The following is a 15,019-nucleotide window of genomic DNA, read 5'->3' as shown; positions in this document are numbered from 1 at the left end:
CAGTAAGGCAAAAAGCGGTACCGGGTTCATTTTCTTTTTCAATGAGACGCGGTGAGGCGCCGCCTCACCGCGTCTCATTGAAAAAGAAAATGAACCCGGTACCGCTTTTTGCCTTACTGGAAGCCGGGTTGGCCGAGTTGGTCGGGGAACTGCGGCACGCGCTGCAGCTTCGCCGGGTCGTAGCCGTAGGCGGCGAACTTCGCGCGAAGTTGCTGGTACTGCGCGTCGTCCATCGCCTGTTCGCGGGCGAAGATCCAGGCCAGGTTGCGCTTGGGGTGGCCGATCAGCGCCCAGGAGTAATCCGGCGCCACCTCGAGGATGAGGTAATCCGCCTTCACCAGCCCGCCGAAGAACGCGATCGTCCACTGCGCGTTGTTGGTGCCCGGCACCACGGTGGCGACGCCGTTCATGGTCTTCTCGGGTTTGTCGAAGGCCTTGCGGTAGGCGTAGACGTTGCCGATGCGGCCGTCGGGGCGCCGGTCGTAGATGTCGGCCGTGGCCACCTTCCCGTTCTCGGCGAAGTAGGGGATGTTGGCGATCACCCACCAGCGGCCCATGTAGCGGTCGAGGTCGACGACGGCGTTCGTGGTCAGGGGCGGCATGGCGTTTCCTCCGGTGCTGGCGCAGGCGGCGAGCAGCAGCAGGCCGGGCAGGAGCAGGTACAGCGCGGCGCGTCGCATGGCGTGCCTCCTCTAAAGGTGAGCCCCGAGGCTGCGCCCCGCTTCCTGAAGCTGGCGTCAAAGCGAGCCCCTGTAGGAGGGACTTCAGTCCCGAACATCCCGCCCGGTACCAATCTCGACCCTTGAGACACCCCCCCGGCACGCTCTCCCCACGCCCACCGGAGACCGCCCGCATGCCCCGACTCCCCGTCCGCCCGGAACCCGTCCACCCGCTGCTGTCGCGCCTGCTCTGGCAGGCCCTGGCTCTGTCGCTGCTGGCCCTCGCCGTGGCGGCCATGTTCCGTGGCGCGGTCCCCGGCGCGCTCGCCTTCTGGCTGCTCGCCGCCCCCGCCACCGCCCTGCTCACGCTGCATCGCCAGGTTTTGGCGACGGCGTGGCGTGCGCGCCTCGTCCGCGCCACGCCCCGCCGCCGCCCCCCGCAAATGAACCCGGTTCATTTGCGGTCGCGTAGCCAGGCCCGGACTCCGGTGCCGCGGTATCGGCTCAGTCGCGCACGCCGAGCCGCTTTCGCTCCAGCCGCCGCAGGAACTCCGACATGATGCGGCGGTAGAGGTCCTCGCCCAGGTAGGCATCCTCCACGCCGGCGTCGATGCTCGGGTTGTCGTTGACCTCAATGATCACCGTGCGGTCCTTCACCATCTTCAGGTCCACGCCGTACAGCCCGTTGCCGATGGCGTTGCTGGCGCGCGTGGCCAGCCGCACCACTTCCGAGGGCGCCTCGCGGATCGGCAGGGTCTTGAAGCCGCCGGAGCGCACCGTGCCCTTGGCCGCGCCGGCCTTGGGCGCGTGGTCGTAGATCTGCCAGTGGCCGCGCGACATGAAGTACTGGCAGGCGTACAGCGGCTCGCCGTCGAGTACGCCGATGCGCCAGTCGAACTCGGTGTACAGGTACTCCTGCGCCAGCAGCAGCGCGGTCTGCTGGAACAGCTGGTCGGCGGCGGCACGCAGCTGCTCCACCGTCTCGACCTTGTGGATGCCGCGCGAGAACGACCCGTCCGGGATCTTCAGCACGATCGGCAGCCCCAGCAGGTCGGGCAGGGCGGCCAGCTTCTTCGCGTCGTCGCGGAACACGATCTCGGTGCGCGGCGTCGGCAGCTTCTTGCTGCGCAGCCGGTCGTTGAGATAGATCTTGTTGGTGCAGCGCAGGATCGACACCGGGTCGTCCATCACCACCATGTCCTCGCGGTCGGCGCGGTGCGCGAAGCGGTAGGTGTGGTTGTCGATCGCGGTGGTCTCGCGGATGAACAGAGCGTCGTACTCGGCGAGGCGCGTGAAGTCGCGCTTGCCGATCGGGTCCACCTCGATGTCCAGCTCCTTGCCGGCCTCGATGAACTGCTTGAGCGCCTTCTTGTTCGAAGGCGGCATCGCCTCGTTCGGGTCCTGCAGCATCGCCAGGTCGTAGCGGTACTTGCGCCGCGCCCGCGGCTTGCGCCACAGCTTGCGGCTGAAGGCATCGAGCGCGTTCGCGAACGCATCCTCCTGGTCATCCGACAGCGTGTGCAGGCCGGCGGGCTTGATCGCCGCGATCTGCCACACCCGCTGGCGCTCGAACTCGATCCGCAGCACGGGGCAGGGGAAGGTTTCGAACACCTGCTGGGCCAGGTCCTCCAGCGGCGCGTAGTTGGTGCGGCCGAAATAAACCAGCAGCCCGAAGTCGCTGGCGTCGCGCGAGCCCTCGGGCAGGAACTTGCCCAGCTGCGTGTTCAGGTCCTCGATGTCGATGCCGTACAGCGAGCGCCGGCGCAGGTCGTTGATGGTGCGCACGCTGGGGATCACCTTGTGCCCGCGCGCTTCGGCCAGCAGCGAGACGTAGTAGCCGGTGCCCATGTACTTGTAGCTGCGGCACAGGTTGATCACCTGGGTGCGCTCGCCCTCGGCGCCGACGTCGCCGCGCAGGTAGTCGGCGGCCGCCACCACGTTGTCGGAAGGGTAGTAAGAGCCCCAGTCGGAGGGCTTTTCGACAACGATGACGAGGCGGCTCATGGCGATGGCGCGGCGGGGAGTGGCGCGAGTGTGAGCCTTCCCGCCGACCTTGGATAGACTGGCGCGATGCCGCCCTCCGTTCGCCTCCGCACCGCCCGCGCCGCCGACCTGCCGGCGCTGCTGGCGCTGGAGCAAACCTTCCCGGGCGACCGGATGTCGGCACGCCAGTTCCGCCACCACCTGGCCAGCCCGCGGGCGCGGTGGCGGGTGGCCGACGCGGGCGGAACGCTGCTCGGCTACGCATTGGTTTTGCTGCGCCGCGACAGCACCCGCGCCCGGCTCTACTCGATCGCCGTGGATCCCGCCGCCCGCGGCCAGGGCCTCGGCCGCCGCCTCCTGGCCGCCGCCGAGAAGGACGCCGCCCAGGCCGGCTGCACCGCCATGTCGCTTGAAGTCCGCCAGGACAACCCGACGGCCAACGCCCTCTACCAGTCCGCCGGCTACCGCCGCCTCGCCGCCCTCCCGGCCTACTACGAAGACGGCGCCCCCGGCTGGCGCTACCTAAAGCGCGCCACCCCAAATGAACCAGGTTCATTTGCAGGAAGCGGCAAATGAACCTGGTTCATTTGGGGTGGGGACCGTGACTTTGGGCCTACGGCGGGTTCACGAGGGGGCGTGGTAGCGTCCGGGGCTTGCACCACTTCCGGGGATCCACCCAATGCGCCTGACCACCCTCGCCTGGCTCACCGCCGGCGCGCTTTCCCTTTCGCTGCCCGCCGCGGGCCAGAATCCGACCATGCAGACCACGCCCGACGACCCGCACCTCTGGCTCGAAGACGTCGAGGGCAAGGAGGCGCTGGACTGGGTCCGCGCCCGCAACGCCGTCTCCGAGAAGCAGCTCGCCGGCGACCCCGGCTTCGATGCGCTGCGCACGAGCCTGCTCGAAGTCCTCGACTCCGACGCCCGCATCCCCTACGTCGGCAAGATGGGCGACTTCTACTACAACTTCTGGCGCGACAAGCAGAACCCGCAGGGCGTCTGGCGCCGCACCACCCTGGCCGAGTACCGCAAGGACGCGCCGAAGTGGGAAGTGCTGCTCGACATCGACGCGCTCGGCAAGGCCGAAGGCGTGAACTGGGTCTGGGGCGGCGCCGACTGCCTGCGCCCGGATTACGACCGCTGCCTGGTCTCGCTGTCCCGCGGCGGCGCCGACGCCACCGTGACCCGCGAGTTCGACGTCTCCGACAAGGCCTTCGTCGAGGGCGGTTTCTCGCGCCCCGAGGCCAAGGGCCAGATGGGCTGGATCGACCTCGACACCGTCTACGTCGGCACCGACTTCGGCCCCGGCTCGATGACCAGTTCGGGCTACCCGCGCATCGCCAAGGAGTGGAAGCGCGGCACGCCGATGGCCGAGGCCAATGTGGTGTTCGAAGGCCAGGACGAAGACATCTCGATCGGCGCCTACCGCGACGACACCCCGGGCTACGAGCGCGACTGGGTCTACCGCGGCCTGACCTTCTACACCAACGAACTCTACCTGCGCGGCCAGGACGGCGGCCTCACCAAGCTCGACCTGCCCGACGGCGCCCAGAAGAGCGCCTTCCGCGAATGGCTCAGCGTCGAGCTGCGCCAGCCCTGGACCACCGGCGGCAGGGAGCATGCGGCCGGCAGCCTGCTCGCGATCCGGCTCGATGACTTCCTGAAGGGCGACCGCGATTTCGACGTGCTGTTCGCGCCGACCGCCAACACCTCGCTGGCCAGCAGCAGCGTCACCAAGGACCACGTCCTGCTCAACGTGCTCGAGGACGTCAAGAACCGCATCTACGTGCTGACCCCGGGTGAAGGCGGCTGGAAGCGCGAACCGCTGGTCGGCGCGCCGGCCTTCGGCACCGTCGGTGTCAGCGCGGTGGATGCGGACGAGTCCAACGACTACTTCATGACCGTCACCGACTACCTGACCCCGACCTCGCTGCTGATGGGCACCGTCGGCCAGGCGCCGGCGCCGCTCAAGCAGCTGCCGGCGTTCTTCGACGCCAGCCAGCACGAGATCAACCAGCATTTCGCCACCAGCAAGGACGGCACGAAAGTCCCGTACTTCATGGTCTCGCGCAAGGACCTGCAGCTTGACGGCGACAACCCGACCTTGCTCTACGGCTACGGCGGCTTCGAAGTCTCGCTGACCCCGGGCTACTCGGCCGGCGTCGGCCGCGCCTGGCTGGCCGACGGCGGCGTGTACGTGGTCGCCAACATCCGCGGCGGCGGCGAGTACGGCCCGCGCTGGCACCAGGCGGCGCTGAAGGAGAACCGCAACAAGGCCTACGAGGACTTCGCGGCGGTGGCCGAGGACCTGATCGCCCGCAAGGTCACGCGCCCGGCGCGCCTGGGCATGCAGGGCGGCAGCAACGGCGGCCTGCTGATGGGCAACATGACCGTGATGTACCCGCAGCTGTTCGGCGCCGTGGTCTGCCAGGTGCCGCTGCTCGACATGCAGCGCTACCACAAGCTGCTGGCCGGCGCGTCCTGGATGGCCGAGTACGGCGATCCGGACAAGCCCGAGGAGTGGGCATTCCTGCGCAAGTACTCGCCGTACCACAACGTCGGCCAGGACGTGGACTACCCGCCGGTGCTGTTCACCACCTCCACCCGCGACGACCGCGTGCACCCGGGCCACGCCCGCAAGATGATGGCGCGGATGGAAGCGCAGGGCCACGACGTGACCTACTACGAAAACATCGAGGGCGGCCACGGCGGCGCCGCCAACAACGCGCAGTCGGCCTACATGAGCGCGCTGGCCTACACCTTCCTCAAGCAGAAGCTGTTCAAGGACAACTGAGATGAAAACCCGCCTGCTGCCTTTCGCCGCGAGCCTGCTCGCCGTCGCCCTGGCCGGCTGCTACTCGCCGCCGGCCGAGCCGGAGGCGAGCACCGACACCGCCACGACCACCCCGGCCGTCCGCTCGCCGAGCGCGCTGGCCGAGCTGCCGCCCGCGCCCGTCGCCGCCGCCAAGCCCTACGAAGTGAAGGCCCCGCACGGCGCGGCCCGCAACGACGAGTACTACTGGCTGCGCGACGACAAGCGCGAGAACCCGGAGATGCTCGCGTACCTCAACGCCGAGAACGCGTACACCGACGCGGTGCTGCAGCCGCTCGAGGCGCTCGAGGAAACGCTCTACAACGAGCTGGTGGGCCGCGTGAAGCAGGATGACTCCTCGGTGCCTTACTTCGAGGACGGCTACTGGTATTACACGCGCTTCGAAACCGGCAAGGAGTACCCGATCCACGCCCGCCGCAAGGGCAGCCTGGACGCCGAGGAGCAGGTGCTGTTCGAGGTCAACGAACTGGCCGCCGGCAAGAGCTTCTACCAGCTCGGCAACTACGAGGTGAGCCCGGACGACCGCCTGGTCGCCTACGCCGAGGACACCAACGGCCGCCGCCAGTACACCGTGCGCATCAAGGACCTGGCCACCGGCGAGCTGCTGCCCGACGTGATCACCGGCGTCTCGGCCAACCTGATGTGGGGCAACGACGGCCGCACGCTGTACTTCGTCGAGAACGACCCGACCACCCTGCTCACCAAGCGCGTCAAGGCGCACGTGCTGGGCGGCGACGTGGCCAAGGCCAAGCTGGTGTACGAGGAAACCGACGACACCTTCTACATGGGCATCGGCCGCACCCGCTCCGATGATTACCTCTGCATCAGCGTCTCCAGCACCGTCTCGTCCGAGATGCGCTGCACCGAGGCCGACGCGCCGGGCGAGTTCAAGGTGTTCGCGCCGCGCCAGCGTGATTTCGAATACAACGCCGACCACTACGGCGGCCGCTGGGTCGTGCACACCAACTGGGACGCCACCAACTTCCGCGTCATGACCCTCGCCGACGGCCAGCCCTGGGGCGACCGTGGCCAGTGGCAGGAGCTGGTGCCGCATTCGGCCGACGTACTGATTTCCGGCGTCACCCTGTTCAAGGGCTTCATGGCGATCGGCGAGCGCTCGGGCGGCCTGCAGCGCGTGCGCATCCGCCACGACGACGGCAAGGAAGAGTTCGTGCAGGCCGAGGAGAGCGCCTACGCGATGGGCGTGTCCGTGAATGCCGAGCCCGAGACCGACTGGCTGCGCTACACCTACACTTCGCTGACCACCCCGGCCAGCACCTACGAAGTGAACGTGCGTACCGGCGAACGCAAGCTGCTCAAGGAGCAGCCGGTGCTGGGCGGCTTCGACAAGGCCAACTACGTCACCGAGCGCCTGTGGGCCACGGCCCGCGACGGCACGAAGGTGCCGGTGTCGGTGCTCTACCGCAAGGGCTTCGAGAAGAACGGCCAGGCGGCGCTGTACCAGTACTCGTACGGCTCCTACGGCAACAGCTCCGACCCGGGCTTCAACGCCAACGTGATCAGCCTGGTGGATCGCGGCGCGGTCTACGCCGTGGCGCACATCCGCGGCGGCCAGGAGATGGGCCGGCAGTGGTACGAGGACGGCAAGCTGCTCAACAAGATCAATACCTTCACCGACTTCATCGACGTCACCGATTTCCTGGTCAAGGAAGGCTATGCCGCGCCCGACCGCGTCGCGGCCATGGGCGGCAGCGCCGGCGGCCTGCTGATGGGCGCGGTGGCCAACATGGCGCCGGAGAAGTACCAGGTGCTGGTGGCGCACGTGCCGTTCGTGGACGTGGTGACGACGATGCTGGACGAGTCGATCCCGCTGACCACCAACGAGTTCGACGAGTGGGGCAACCCGAAGGACCCGGTGTTCTACGACTACATGCTGTCGTACTCGCCCTACGACCAGGTCGCGGCCAAGGACTATCCGGCGATGCTGGTCACTACCGGCCTGTGGGATTCGCAGGTGCAGTACTTCGAACCGGCCAAGTGGGTCGCCCGCCTGCGCGCGAAGAAGACCGACGGCAACCCGCTGCTGTTCCGCACCAACATGGAAGCCGGGCACGGCGGCAAGTCCGGCCGCTTCCAGCGCTACCGCGAACGCGCCGAGGAGTATGCGTTCGTGCTCGACCAGCTGGGCCTGGTCCAGCCGTGAGGGTTTGAACGCGGATCAAGGCGGATGAACGCCGATCAAAGCGGATAAAGCGGTTTGTTTTTTGAGGGGCTTCCCGGTGGCGGGAAGCCCCTTTCTCTTGATGGGGCGCCCGGGTCGAAGGGCGGATAAGCCACTGATGAACACAGCTGGACACGGATAGAGCAATGAGCGGATAGAAAAAGGGGTCAGAGTGAATATTTGCTTGAAACAAATAATTACTCTGACCCCATTTCATAGCGACCTCGTTTTCGATGCCCTATCCGTGTTCAGCCGTGGCTGAAAACGCTTTTCCATTCAGTCGCCTTATCCGCACTTATCCGTTCTTTCCGCTTTGATCCGCGTAACTGCGGTTGAGTTTGACCTCCTCACCACCCCGCCTGGTCCAGCAGCGCCTCGGTGGCCGGGTCGGCGGGTTTGGCGACGAGGCCGCCGCGGGGGTTCACGTAGACCTGGTAGGTCGCGCCGTCGAGCATCGGCAGGTAGGCCGCGCTGCCCCAGCGGGCGTCGGCGATGGGCAGGTTGGCCAGCCAGCGTTCGCGGAATTCCCAGAAGTCCCACTCGCCCCGCAGGTCGTGCACGCTGCGCTCGGCGGTGAGTTCCTGCTTCGGGTCGCCGTAGCGGCCGGACACTCGCTCGAAGCGATGGACCGGCGGCAGGCCGGCGAGCTGGCCCGGGAGGGTCCAACGGATCACGCGGGCGTCGAGCTGCCATTCGTCGCCGAGCAGCTCCAGGGTGCGTGGCGCCTGGTCGCCCAGCACCAGCGTGGCTTCGTAGCGCTGCGGTGCGAGCTGGCGCAGGCTGATCGTCGCCGCCGGCACGTCCTCGAGCAGCCACGCGTACTGCCGCAGCAGCCCGCCCAGGCCGGCCAGGCCCAGCGCCACCAGCACCAGCACCGTGCCCACGCCGCGCAGCAGCCATTTCCCGCCGCCTCGCACTTTCCGCGTCCAGGCCACCAGGCCCACCAGGAAAAGCACCGCCGCCACCACCCACAGCCAGGCCGAGATCGCCATCGTCCACCCCACGCGAAAGGACTTTGCCCAGACTATACTCGGCGCATGAACAAGCCCCGACTTGCCCTGCTGCTGTTGAGCCTCGCCCTGGTCGCCGCCTGCGGCACCAAGGGCGACCTGGTGCCGCCGCCGGCGGACGCGCCGCCCGCGAAGGCCGAATCCCCCGCGGCATGAGTGCGTCCCGCCCGCTGCATTTCTCGAAGATGCATGGCGCCGGCAACGACTTCGTCGTGATCGACCTGCGCGGCGGCCAGCCCGCCCCGCCCGCCGCGCTGGTGCGCACGCTGGGCGACCGCCATTTCGGCGTCGGCTTCGACCAGCTGCTGACCATCGAAGACAGCCATGCGCTGGACTGCGTCGCCCGCTACCGCATCTGGAACGGCGACGGCTCGCCCGCGCAGCAGTGCGGCAACGGCGCCCGCTGCGTCGCCGCCTGGCTGCGGCGCGACGGCGCGGCCACCGGCTCGCGCTTCCGCATCGACAGCCCGGCCGGCGTGATCGATGTCGAATGCCTGCCGGACGGGCGCTATTCGCTGGGCATGGGCCGGCCGGTGTTCGTGCCGGCGCGCGTGCCCTTCCACGCCGGCGGCGATGCGCCGGTGCACGAACTGCTGGTCGAAGGCAGCCCGCTGCGTTTCGGCGTCGCCTCGATGGGCAACCCGCACGCGGTGGTCGAGGTGGACAACGTGGACGCGGCGCCCGTGCACCGGCTCGGCCCGGCGCTGCAGGCGCGGCCGGAGTTTCCCGAAGGCGTCAACGTCGGCTTCGCGCAGGTGCTGGCGCGCGACCGCATCCGCTTGCGCGTGTTCGAGCGCGGCGCCGGCGAGACCCTGGCCTGCGGCAGCGGCGCCTGCGCCGCGGTGGCCGTGCTGGTGCGCCAGGGCCGCGTGGACCGCGCGGTGCAGGTGGAGCTGCCGGGCGGCACGCTGGCGATCACCTGGCCCGCCGACGATGCCCCGATCACCATGGCCGGACCCGCCACTTTCGTGTTCGAGGGCGAATTCGCCGTCGCCACGCCATAATGCCGGCATCGCCCGGAACGACCCGCCGCACGAGAGGCCCCCGATGATCGAAGAGAAGAACGAGCGCCTGAGCGCCCACGAGGTGGCGACCTTCCTGCGCCGCCACCCGAAGTTCCTGGGCCAGTTCCCGGACCTGGCGCTGTCGCTGGTGGTGCCCAAGGACGAGGGGTCGGCCGCGTCGCTGGCCAGCTACCAGCTCGACGTGCTGCGCGACAAGAACCGCGAGCTCACCCGGCGCCTCAACGAGCTCTACGCCAACGCGCAGGACAACGAGCGCCTGACCGTGCGCACGCACCAGCTGAGCCTGGCGCTGATGCGCGCCGGTTCCGCCGCCGACACGCTCAAGGCGATGGTGGCGGTGCTGGGCGAGGACTTCCACGGCGAGATCGTGCGGGTGGTGCTGTTCAAGCCGGTCGCGGGGCTGGAGGCGGAGTGGCTGCAGGTGGTCGCCGAGCAGGAGGCGGCGCTGGCGCCGTTCCGCGATTTCCTCGCCGGCAACGAGCCGATCTGCGGCCGCCTCAACCAGGACAAGCTGGCCCTGCTGTACGGCGCCGAGCAGGCGCGCGCCGCGTCGGCCGTGCTGCTGCCGCTGCCGGGCGTGGGCATGCTCACCGTCGGCAGCGCCGATGCCAACCGCTTCTTCCCGGGCATGGGCACGCTGTTCCTGCGGCTGATGTCGGAAGCGCTGGTCACCGCGCTGGGCCGCTACGCCCGCGACTGATGCCGTGAGCGCCGACGCGCCGCTGCAGGCGGGCATCGAGGCCTTCCTCGGCTACCTCGCGGTGGAGCGGCGGTTGTCGGCGAACACGTTGGATGCCTACCGCCGCGACCTCGGCGACCTGGCCGCGTGGATGGACGCGCAGGGACTCTCCGACTGGCGGCGGTTGAAGCAGGAAGCCCTGCGCAGCTACGTCGCCGGCGCGCACCGGCGCGGGCTGTCGGGCAAGAGCCTGCAGCGGCGTTTGTCGGCGGTGCGCAGCTTCTATCGGCACCTGAATCGCAGCGAGAGTTCGGAGCTCAACCCGGCGCTCGGCCTGCGGGCGCCCAAGTCCCCGCGCAAGCTGCCGCAGGTGCTCGACGCCGACGAGATGACGCGCCTGGTGGAAGTGCCCACCGACGGGCCCGAGGGCCTGCGCGACCGGGCGATGCTGGAGCTGTTCTATTCCTCGGGCCTGCGCCTGTCCGAACTGTGCGGGCTGCGCTGGAGCGCGCTGGACCTGGCCGACGGACTGGTGACGGTGCTGGGCAAGGGCGGCAAGAGCCGTGTGGTGCCGGTGGGCAGCCACGCGCGCGAGGCGCTGCAGGCCTGGCGCGAGGCATCGGCGCTGGGCGTCGGGGCGCCGGTGTTCCCCGGGCGAGGCGGCGGCCCGGTCAGCCCGCGCACGGTGCAGCTGCGGCTGCGCAAGCTGGCGATGCAGCAGGGCCTGTTCAAGCGCGTGCACCCGCACCTGCTGCGCCACAGCTTCGCCAGCCACGTGCTCGAATCCAGCGGCGACCTGCGCGGCGTGCAGGAACTGCTCGGCCACGCCGACATCGCCACCACCCAGATCTACACCCACCTCGACTTCCAGCACCTGGCCAAGGTCTACGACGCCGCCCACCCCCGCGCCCGCCGCAAGTAAAAGCCGTACCGGGTTCATTTTCTTTTTGCGTGAGACGCGCGCCCCGCCGCGCGGGCGCGCGTCTCACGCAAAAAGAAAATGAACCCGGTACGGCTTTCCCTAGCGGGAAAGACCTGCGGTTTCGAGCGCGGCAACGTAGTTTGCCCAGCGGGCCTCGTGCTCGCGGCCGAGTTCGTGCAGCAGGCTCCAGCTGAAGATGCCGGTGTCGTGGCCATCGTCGAAGCGCAGCAGCACGCCGTAGTTGCCCATCGGTTCGATGGCGCGCACGTTCACGTTGCGCTTGCCGGCCACCAGCACCTTCTGGCCGGGGCCGTGGCCCTGCACTTCCGCGCTGGGGGATTCCACCCGCAGGTACTCGCAGGGCAGGCGGAAGCGGCTGCCGTCGTCGAAGGCGACTTCGAGGGCGTGCGAGGCGCGGTGCAGGATCAGGTCGGTGGGGCGGGGCGTGCTCATGGCGCCATGTTACGGCGTGCGCAGCTGTTCGCGCAGGGCGGCAAGGCGCTGGCAGCGGGCGCGGGCCAGGTTGCAGCGGCGCACGCCGTAGCCGCCGACCAGCGGGATCATCAGGACGTAGCCAATCTGGACGGCAATCAGTTCGACGACGGTCTCCGCCGGCCAGCCAGCCAGCATGCCGATCCACATCGCGACGTGCATCACCAGCCAGAAAAGCAGAGTGAAGAACATGCCGAATCGCCAGTAGTGCAGGGTGGTGGTGCACCGGCGGATCTCGACGTCGAGCAGGTCGTCCACCTCCAGCCCTGACTCGCTCCACTCGCGCCGGCGCAGCCACAGCACATAGGCCTGGTAGGGCACGATCAGCACGGCCACGCTGCCCAACAGCCAGGTTTGCACCGGCGTGGCGTCGGGCTTGAGCGCGATCCAGCCGAGGAAAACCACCGAAAACACGGCCAGCAGCGTCTCGAGGACCAAGGTCCGGCGCAGCCGGCGACCCTGCTGTCCCGCCTCGACGCGCAGCGCGTCGACGTCGATGGTCGGCACGGCCTGTTGGCGCCAGTCCGCGCCCATCGCGTCCCAATCCTTCATCGGACCGTTCATGTCGCGTCTCCCAGCCATTCATTGAGTTGCCGGCGGGCGCGCGACAGGCGCTGGGTCACCGTGTTCTCCTCCAGCTTGAGGGTGTCGCCGATCTCGCGCTGTGAAAACCCCTCCAGCGCCAGCACCACCACCTGGCGCTGGCCCAGCGGCAGCGCGCGCACGGCGGCCAGCAGGTCCTTGCGGCGCTGGTGCGCTTGGGCGTGCTGGAAGGGGTTGGCGTCGGGGTCGGCGTGTTCGTCGTGCAGCTCGTCGCCGCGGGCGCGCTGCTCGCGGGCCAGGTGGTCGATGGCGCGGTTGTGGGCGACGCGGGCCAGGAAGGTGCGCAGCGAGGCGTCCCCGCGCCAGCTGGCCAGGGCCTTCCAGACGGCCAGGCTGATCTCCTGCAGCAGGTCGTCCCGGCGCGCGGCCTCGGATTCGTAGCTGCCCGCGATGCGGGCCAGCATCGGCCCGTGTTCGCGCAGCACGGCTTCGATGTCGGGCGTGGCCAGGGGCATGGCGGACTCAGCGCGGGTCGGGCTGGGGGCGAGGGCGGCGGCGGGCATGTCGGTTTTCATCCGGTCTTGAACCAATAGTCCGGGCTACCCGCGAAAACCTGACATCCGGCCGAAAAAAATGTACCAGGTTCATTTAAGCCGCCGGGATGGCGGCGAGGGCCGGATCCTGGAGGCTTAAATGAACCTGGTACATTTTTTTACAGGATGTAGCGGCTGAGGTCGGGGTCCTGGACGGCGTCGCCGAGCTGGGCGTCGACCATGGCGCGGTCGACCATCAGGGACAGGCCGCCCTTGTCGGGGGCCTCGAAGCTCAGTTTCTCCAGCAGCTTCTCCAGCACGGTGTGCAGGCGGCGGGCGCCGATGTTCTCCTGGCGCTCGTTGACCAGGAAGGCGATTTCGGCCAAACGGTCGATGGCGCCCTCGTCGAAGCCGATGTTCACGCCCTCGGTGGCCAGCAGCGCCATGTACTGGCGCACCAGCGCGTTCTTCGGCTCGGTGAGGATGCGCTTGAAGTCGTGCCGGCTCAGCGCGCCCAGCTCCACCCGGATCGGGAAGCGGCCCTGCAGCTCCGGGATCAGGTCGGAGGGCTTGGCCAGGTGGAAGGCGCCCGAGGCGATGAACAGGATGTGGTCGGTGCGCACCACGCCGTACTTGGTGCTCACCGTGCTGCCTTCGACCAGCGGCAGCAGGTCGCGCTGCACGCCCTCGCGGCTGACGTCGCCGCCGCCGATCGCATCCTTGCGCTTGGCCACCTTGTCGATCTCGTCGATGAAGACGATGCCGTTCTGTTCGCAGGCCTCGATCGCCTTGACGCGGACGTCGTCCTCGTTCACCAGCTTGCCGGCCTCTTCCTCGACCAGCAGCGGGCGCGCGGCCTTCACCGCCAGGCTGCGCTTCTGCGCCTTGCCGCCGCCCAGGTTCTGGAACATCGCCCGCAGCTGCTGGCCCATTTCCTCCATGCCGGGCGGCGTCATGATGTCCATGCCGCCCGGGGCCTGGCTGAGCTCGAGCTCGATCTCGCGATCGTCCAGCTCGCCGGCGCGCAGCTGCCGGCGCAGCTTGTTGCGCGTCTCGTTCTCGCCCTCGGCATTGACCTCGATCGCGAAGCCGGGGCCTTTGCGCCGCGGCAGCAGAGCATCGAGGATGCGGTCCTCGGCGCGCTCCTCGGCCTGGGTGCGCACGCGCGCCTTGGCCTGCTCGCGGAACATCTTCACCGCCCCGTCGGCCAGGTCGCGGATGATCTGCTCGACGTCCTTGCCGACATAACCCACTTCGGTGAAGCGCGTCGCCTCCACCTTCACGAACGGCGCGTTGGCCAGCGCCGCCAGCCGGCGCGCGATTTCGGTCTTGCCGACGCCGGTGGGGCCAATCATCAGGATGTTCTTGGGCATCACCTCGTCGCGCATGGCCGGGTCGAGCTGCATGCGGCGCCAGCGGTTGCGCAGGGCGATGGCGACGGCGCGCTTGGCCTCGTTCTGGCCGATGATGTAGCGGTCGAGCTCGCCGACGATCTCGCGGGGGGTCAGTTCGGACATCAGAGTTCCTCGATCACGAGGTTGCGGTTGGTGTAGATGCAGATGTCGCCGGCCACGTTGAGCGAGGCTTCGGCGATCGCGCGGGCGTCGAGCTGGCTGTGCTGCAGCAGGGCGCGCGCCGCGGCCAGGGCGTAGGGGCCGCCGGAGCCGATCGCCACCAGCCCGTCCTCGGGCTCGATCACGTCGCCGTTGCCGCTGATGATCAGCGAACTCTCCCTGTCGGCCACCGCCAGCAGCGCCTCGAGCTTGCCCAGGCGCCGGTCGGTGCGCCATTCCTTGGCCATCTCGACAGCGGCGCGCAGCAGGTGGCCGTTGTGCTGGCCGAGCTTGGCCTCGAATACCTCGAACAGCGTGAACGCATCGGCCGCCGCGCCGGCGAACCCGGCGAGCACCTTGCCCTCGGCCAGGCGCCGCACCTTGCGCGCGTTCGACTTCATCACCGTATGGCCGAGGGTGACCTGGCCATCGCCGGCCACCACGACGCGATCGCCGCGCCGGACGGAAAGGATGGTGGTGGCGTGGAAAACGTTCGGGTCCATGCGGGCTCCTGGTCGTGAACCCCTGTTCTGGGGTCGGCCCGGCCCCAGCACAAGCACCGCCCCCTGTAGGAGGGACTTCAGTCCCGAAGCTCCACGGCGAGA

General features: G+C 68.9%; 15 protein-coding genes. 7 read left to right on the top strand and 8 right to left on the bottom strand.

Going from position 1 to position 15,019, the window contains the following annotated elements:
* Positions 1-113: 113 nt before the first annotated feature.
* Together N787_RS05910 and N787_RS05905 are read right to left on the bottom strand one after the other, a co-directional pair.
* Complete coding sequence (locus N787_RS05910) at positions 114-680, bottom strand: lipocalin family protein (RefSeq protein ID WP_034211604.1); 567 nt, start codon at positions 678-680, stop codon at positions 114-116.
* 483 nt (positions 681-1,163) lie between these two features.
* Entirely contained in the window at positions 1,164-2,663 is a 1,500-nt protein-coding gene (locus N787_RS05905) for a RimK family protein (RefSeq protein WP_034211602.1), read from the bottom strand.
* A gap of 66 nt (positions 2,664-2,729) precedes the next feature.
* Here N787_RS05905 and rimI point away from each other — a divergent pair, with 66 nt between their 5' ends.
* The 3 genes from rimI (at position 2,730) to N787_RS05890 (ending at position 7,639) form a co-directional block, all read left to right on the top strand.
* Complete coding sequence (rimI, locus tag N787_RS05900; protein WP_052575189.1) at positions 2,730-3,218, top strand: ribosomal protein S18-alanine N-acetyltransferase; 489 nt, start codon at positions 2,730-2,732, stop codon at positions 3,216-3,218.
* A gap of 103 nt (positions 3,219-3,321) precedes the next feature.
* A complete protein-coding gene (locus N787_RS05895) occupies positions 3,322-5,436 on the top strand; it encodes a prolyl oligopeptidase family serine peptidase (protein WP_342668009.1) in 2,115 nt (704 codons plus the stop codon).
* A 1-nt stretch (position 5,437) separates the two neighbouring features.
* Positions 5,438-7,639, top strand: coding sequence for a S9 family peptidase (locus N787_RS05890; RefSeq protein ID WP_084590663.1), 2,202 nt, complete (start codon positions 5,438-5,440; stop codon positions 7,637-7,639).
* A 365-nt stretch (positions 7,640-8,004) separates the two neighbouring features.
* Here N787_RS05890 and N787_RS05885 read toward each other — a convergent pair whose 3' ends face one another.
* A complete protein-coding gene (locus tag N787_RS05885) occupies positions 8,005-8,649 on the bottom strand; it encodes a hypothetical protein (protein WP_034211600.1) in 645 nt (214 codons plus the stop codon).
* A gap of 45 nt (positions 8,650-8,694) precedes the next feature.
* On the opposite strand from N787_RS05885, the gene lptM reads away from it, so the two are divergent.
* The 4 genes from lptM to xerC are packed head-to-tail and all read left to right on the top strand — an operon-like array spanning position 8,695 to position 11,293.
* Complete coding sequence (lptM, locus tag N787_RS15315) at positions 8,695-8,823, top strand: LPS translocon maturation chaperone LptM (protein ID WP_245593972.1); 129 nt, start codon at positions 8,695-8,697, stop codon at positions 8,821-8,823.
* Positions 8,820-9,671, top strand: coding sequence for a diaminopimelate epimerase (gene dapF, locus N787_RS05880; protein ID WP_034211598.1), 852 nt, complete (start codon positions 8,820-8,822; stop codon positions 9,669-9,671). The genes lptM and dapF overlap by 4 nt, the downstream gene beginning before the upstream one ends.
* 43 nt (positions 9,672-9,714) lie before the next feature.
* Complete coding sequence (locus N787_RS05875; RefSeq protein WP_156968921.1) at positions 9,715-10,392, top strand: DUF484 family protein; 678 nt, start codon at positions 9,715-9,717, stop codon at positions 10,390-10,392.
* Positions 10,393-10,396: 4 nt separating this feature from the next.
* Positions 10,397-11,293 (top strand): tyrosine recombinase XerC, encoded by an 897-nt coding sequence (gene xerC, locus N787_RS05870; RefSeq protein ID WP_084590662.1) that lies wholly within the window; start codon positions 10,397-10,399, stop codon positions 11,291-11,293.
* Positions 11,294-11,392: 99 nt separating this feature from the next.
* Here the strand turns inward: xerC and N787_RS05865 are convergent, their stop codons facing one another.
* From N787_RS05865 to hslV, 5 genes are all read right to left on the bottom strand, one after another.
* A complete protein-coding gene (locus N787_RS05865) occupies positions 11,393-11,746 on the bottom strand; it encodes a gamma-butyrobetaine hydroxylase family protein (RefSeq protein ID WP_034211597.1) in 354 nt (117 codons plus the stop codon).
* Positions 11,747-11,755: 9 nt separating this feature from the next.
* A complete protein-coding gene (locus N787_RS05860) occupies positions 11,756-12,349 on the bottom strand; it encodes a hypothetical protein (RefSeq protein WP_156968920.1) in 594 nt (197 codons plus the stop codon).
* A complete protein-coding gene (locus N787_RS05855) occupies positions 12,346-12,891 on the bottom strand; it encodes an RNA polymerase sigma factor (RefSeq protein ID WP_245593971.1) in 546 nt (181 codons plus the stop codon). Before N787_RS05855 ends, N787_RS05860 begins: the two co-directional genes overlap by 4 nt.
* Positions 12,892-13,040: 149 nt before the next feature.
* Positions 13,041-14,378: an ATP-dependent protease ATPase subunit HslU gene (hslU, locus tag N787_RS05850; protein WP_034211594.1), complete on the bottom strand. Its 1,338-nt coding sequence runs from the start codon at positions 14,376-14,378 to the stop codon at positions 13,041-13,043.
* Positions 14,378-14,917, bottom strand: coding sequence for an ATP-dependent protease subunit HslV (gene hslV / locus N787_RS05845; protein WP_034211593.1), 540 nt, complete (start codon positions 14,915-14,917; stop codon positions 14,378-14,380). Before hslV ends, hslU begins: the two co-directional genes overlap by 1 nt.
* Between the last annotated feature and the right edge of the window lie 102 nt (positions 14,918-15,019).

Source organism: Arenimonas metalli CF5-1 (assembly GCF_000747155.1).
In the GTDB taxonomy this organism is placed as follows: Bacteria; Pseudomonadota; Gammaproteobacteria; order Xanthomonadales; family Xanthomonadaceae; genus Arenimonas; species Arenimonas metalli.
The sequence above is the reverse complement of the archived record's forward strand: the minus strand, read 5'-3'. Positions and strand labels throughout refer to the sequence as shown.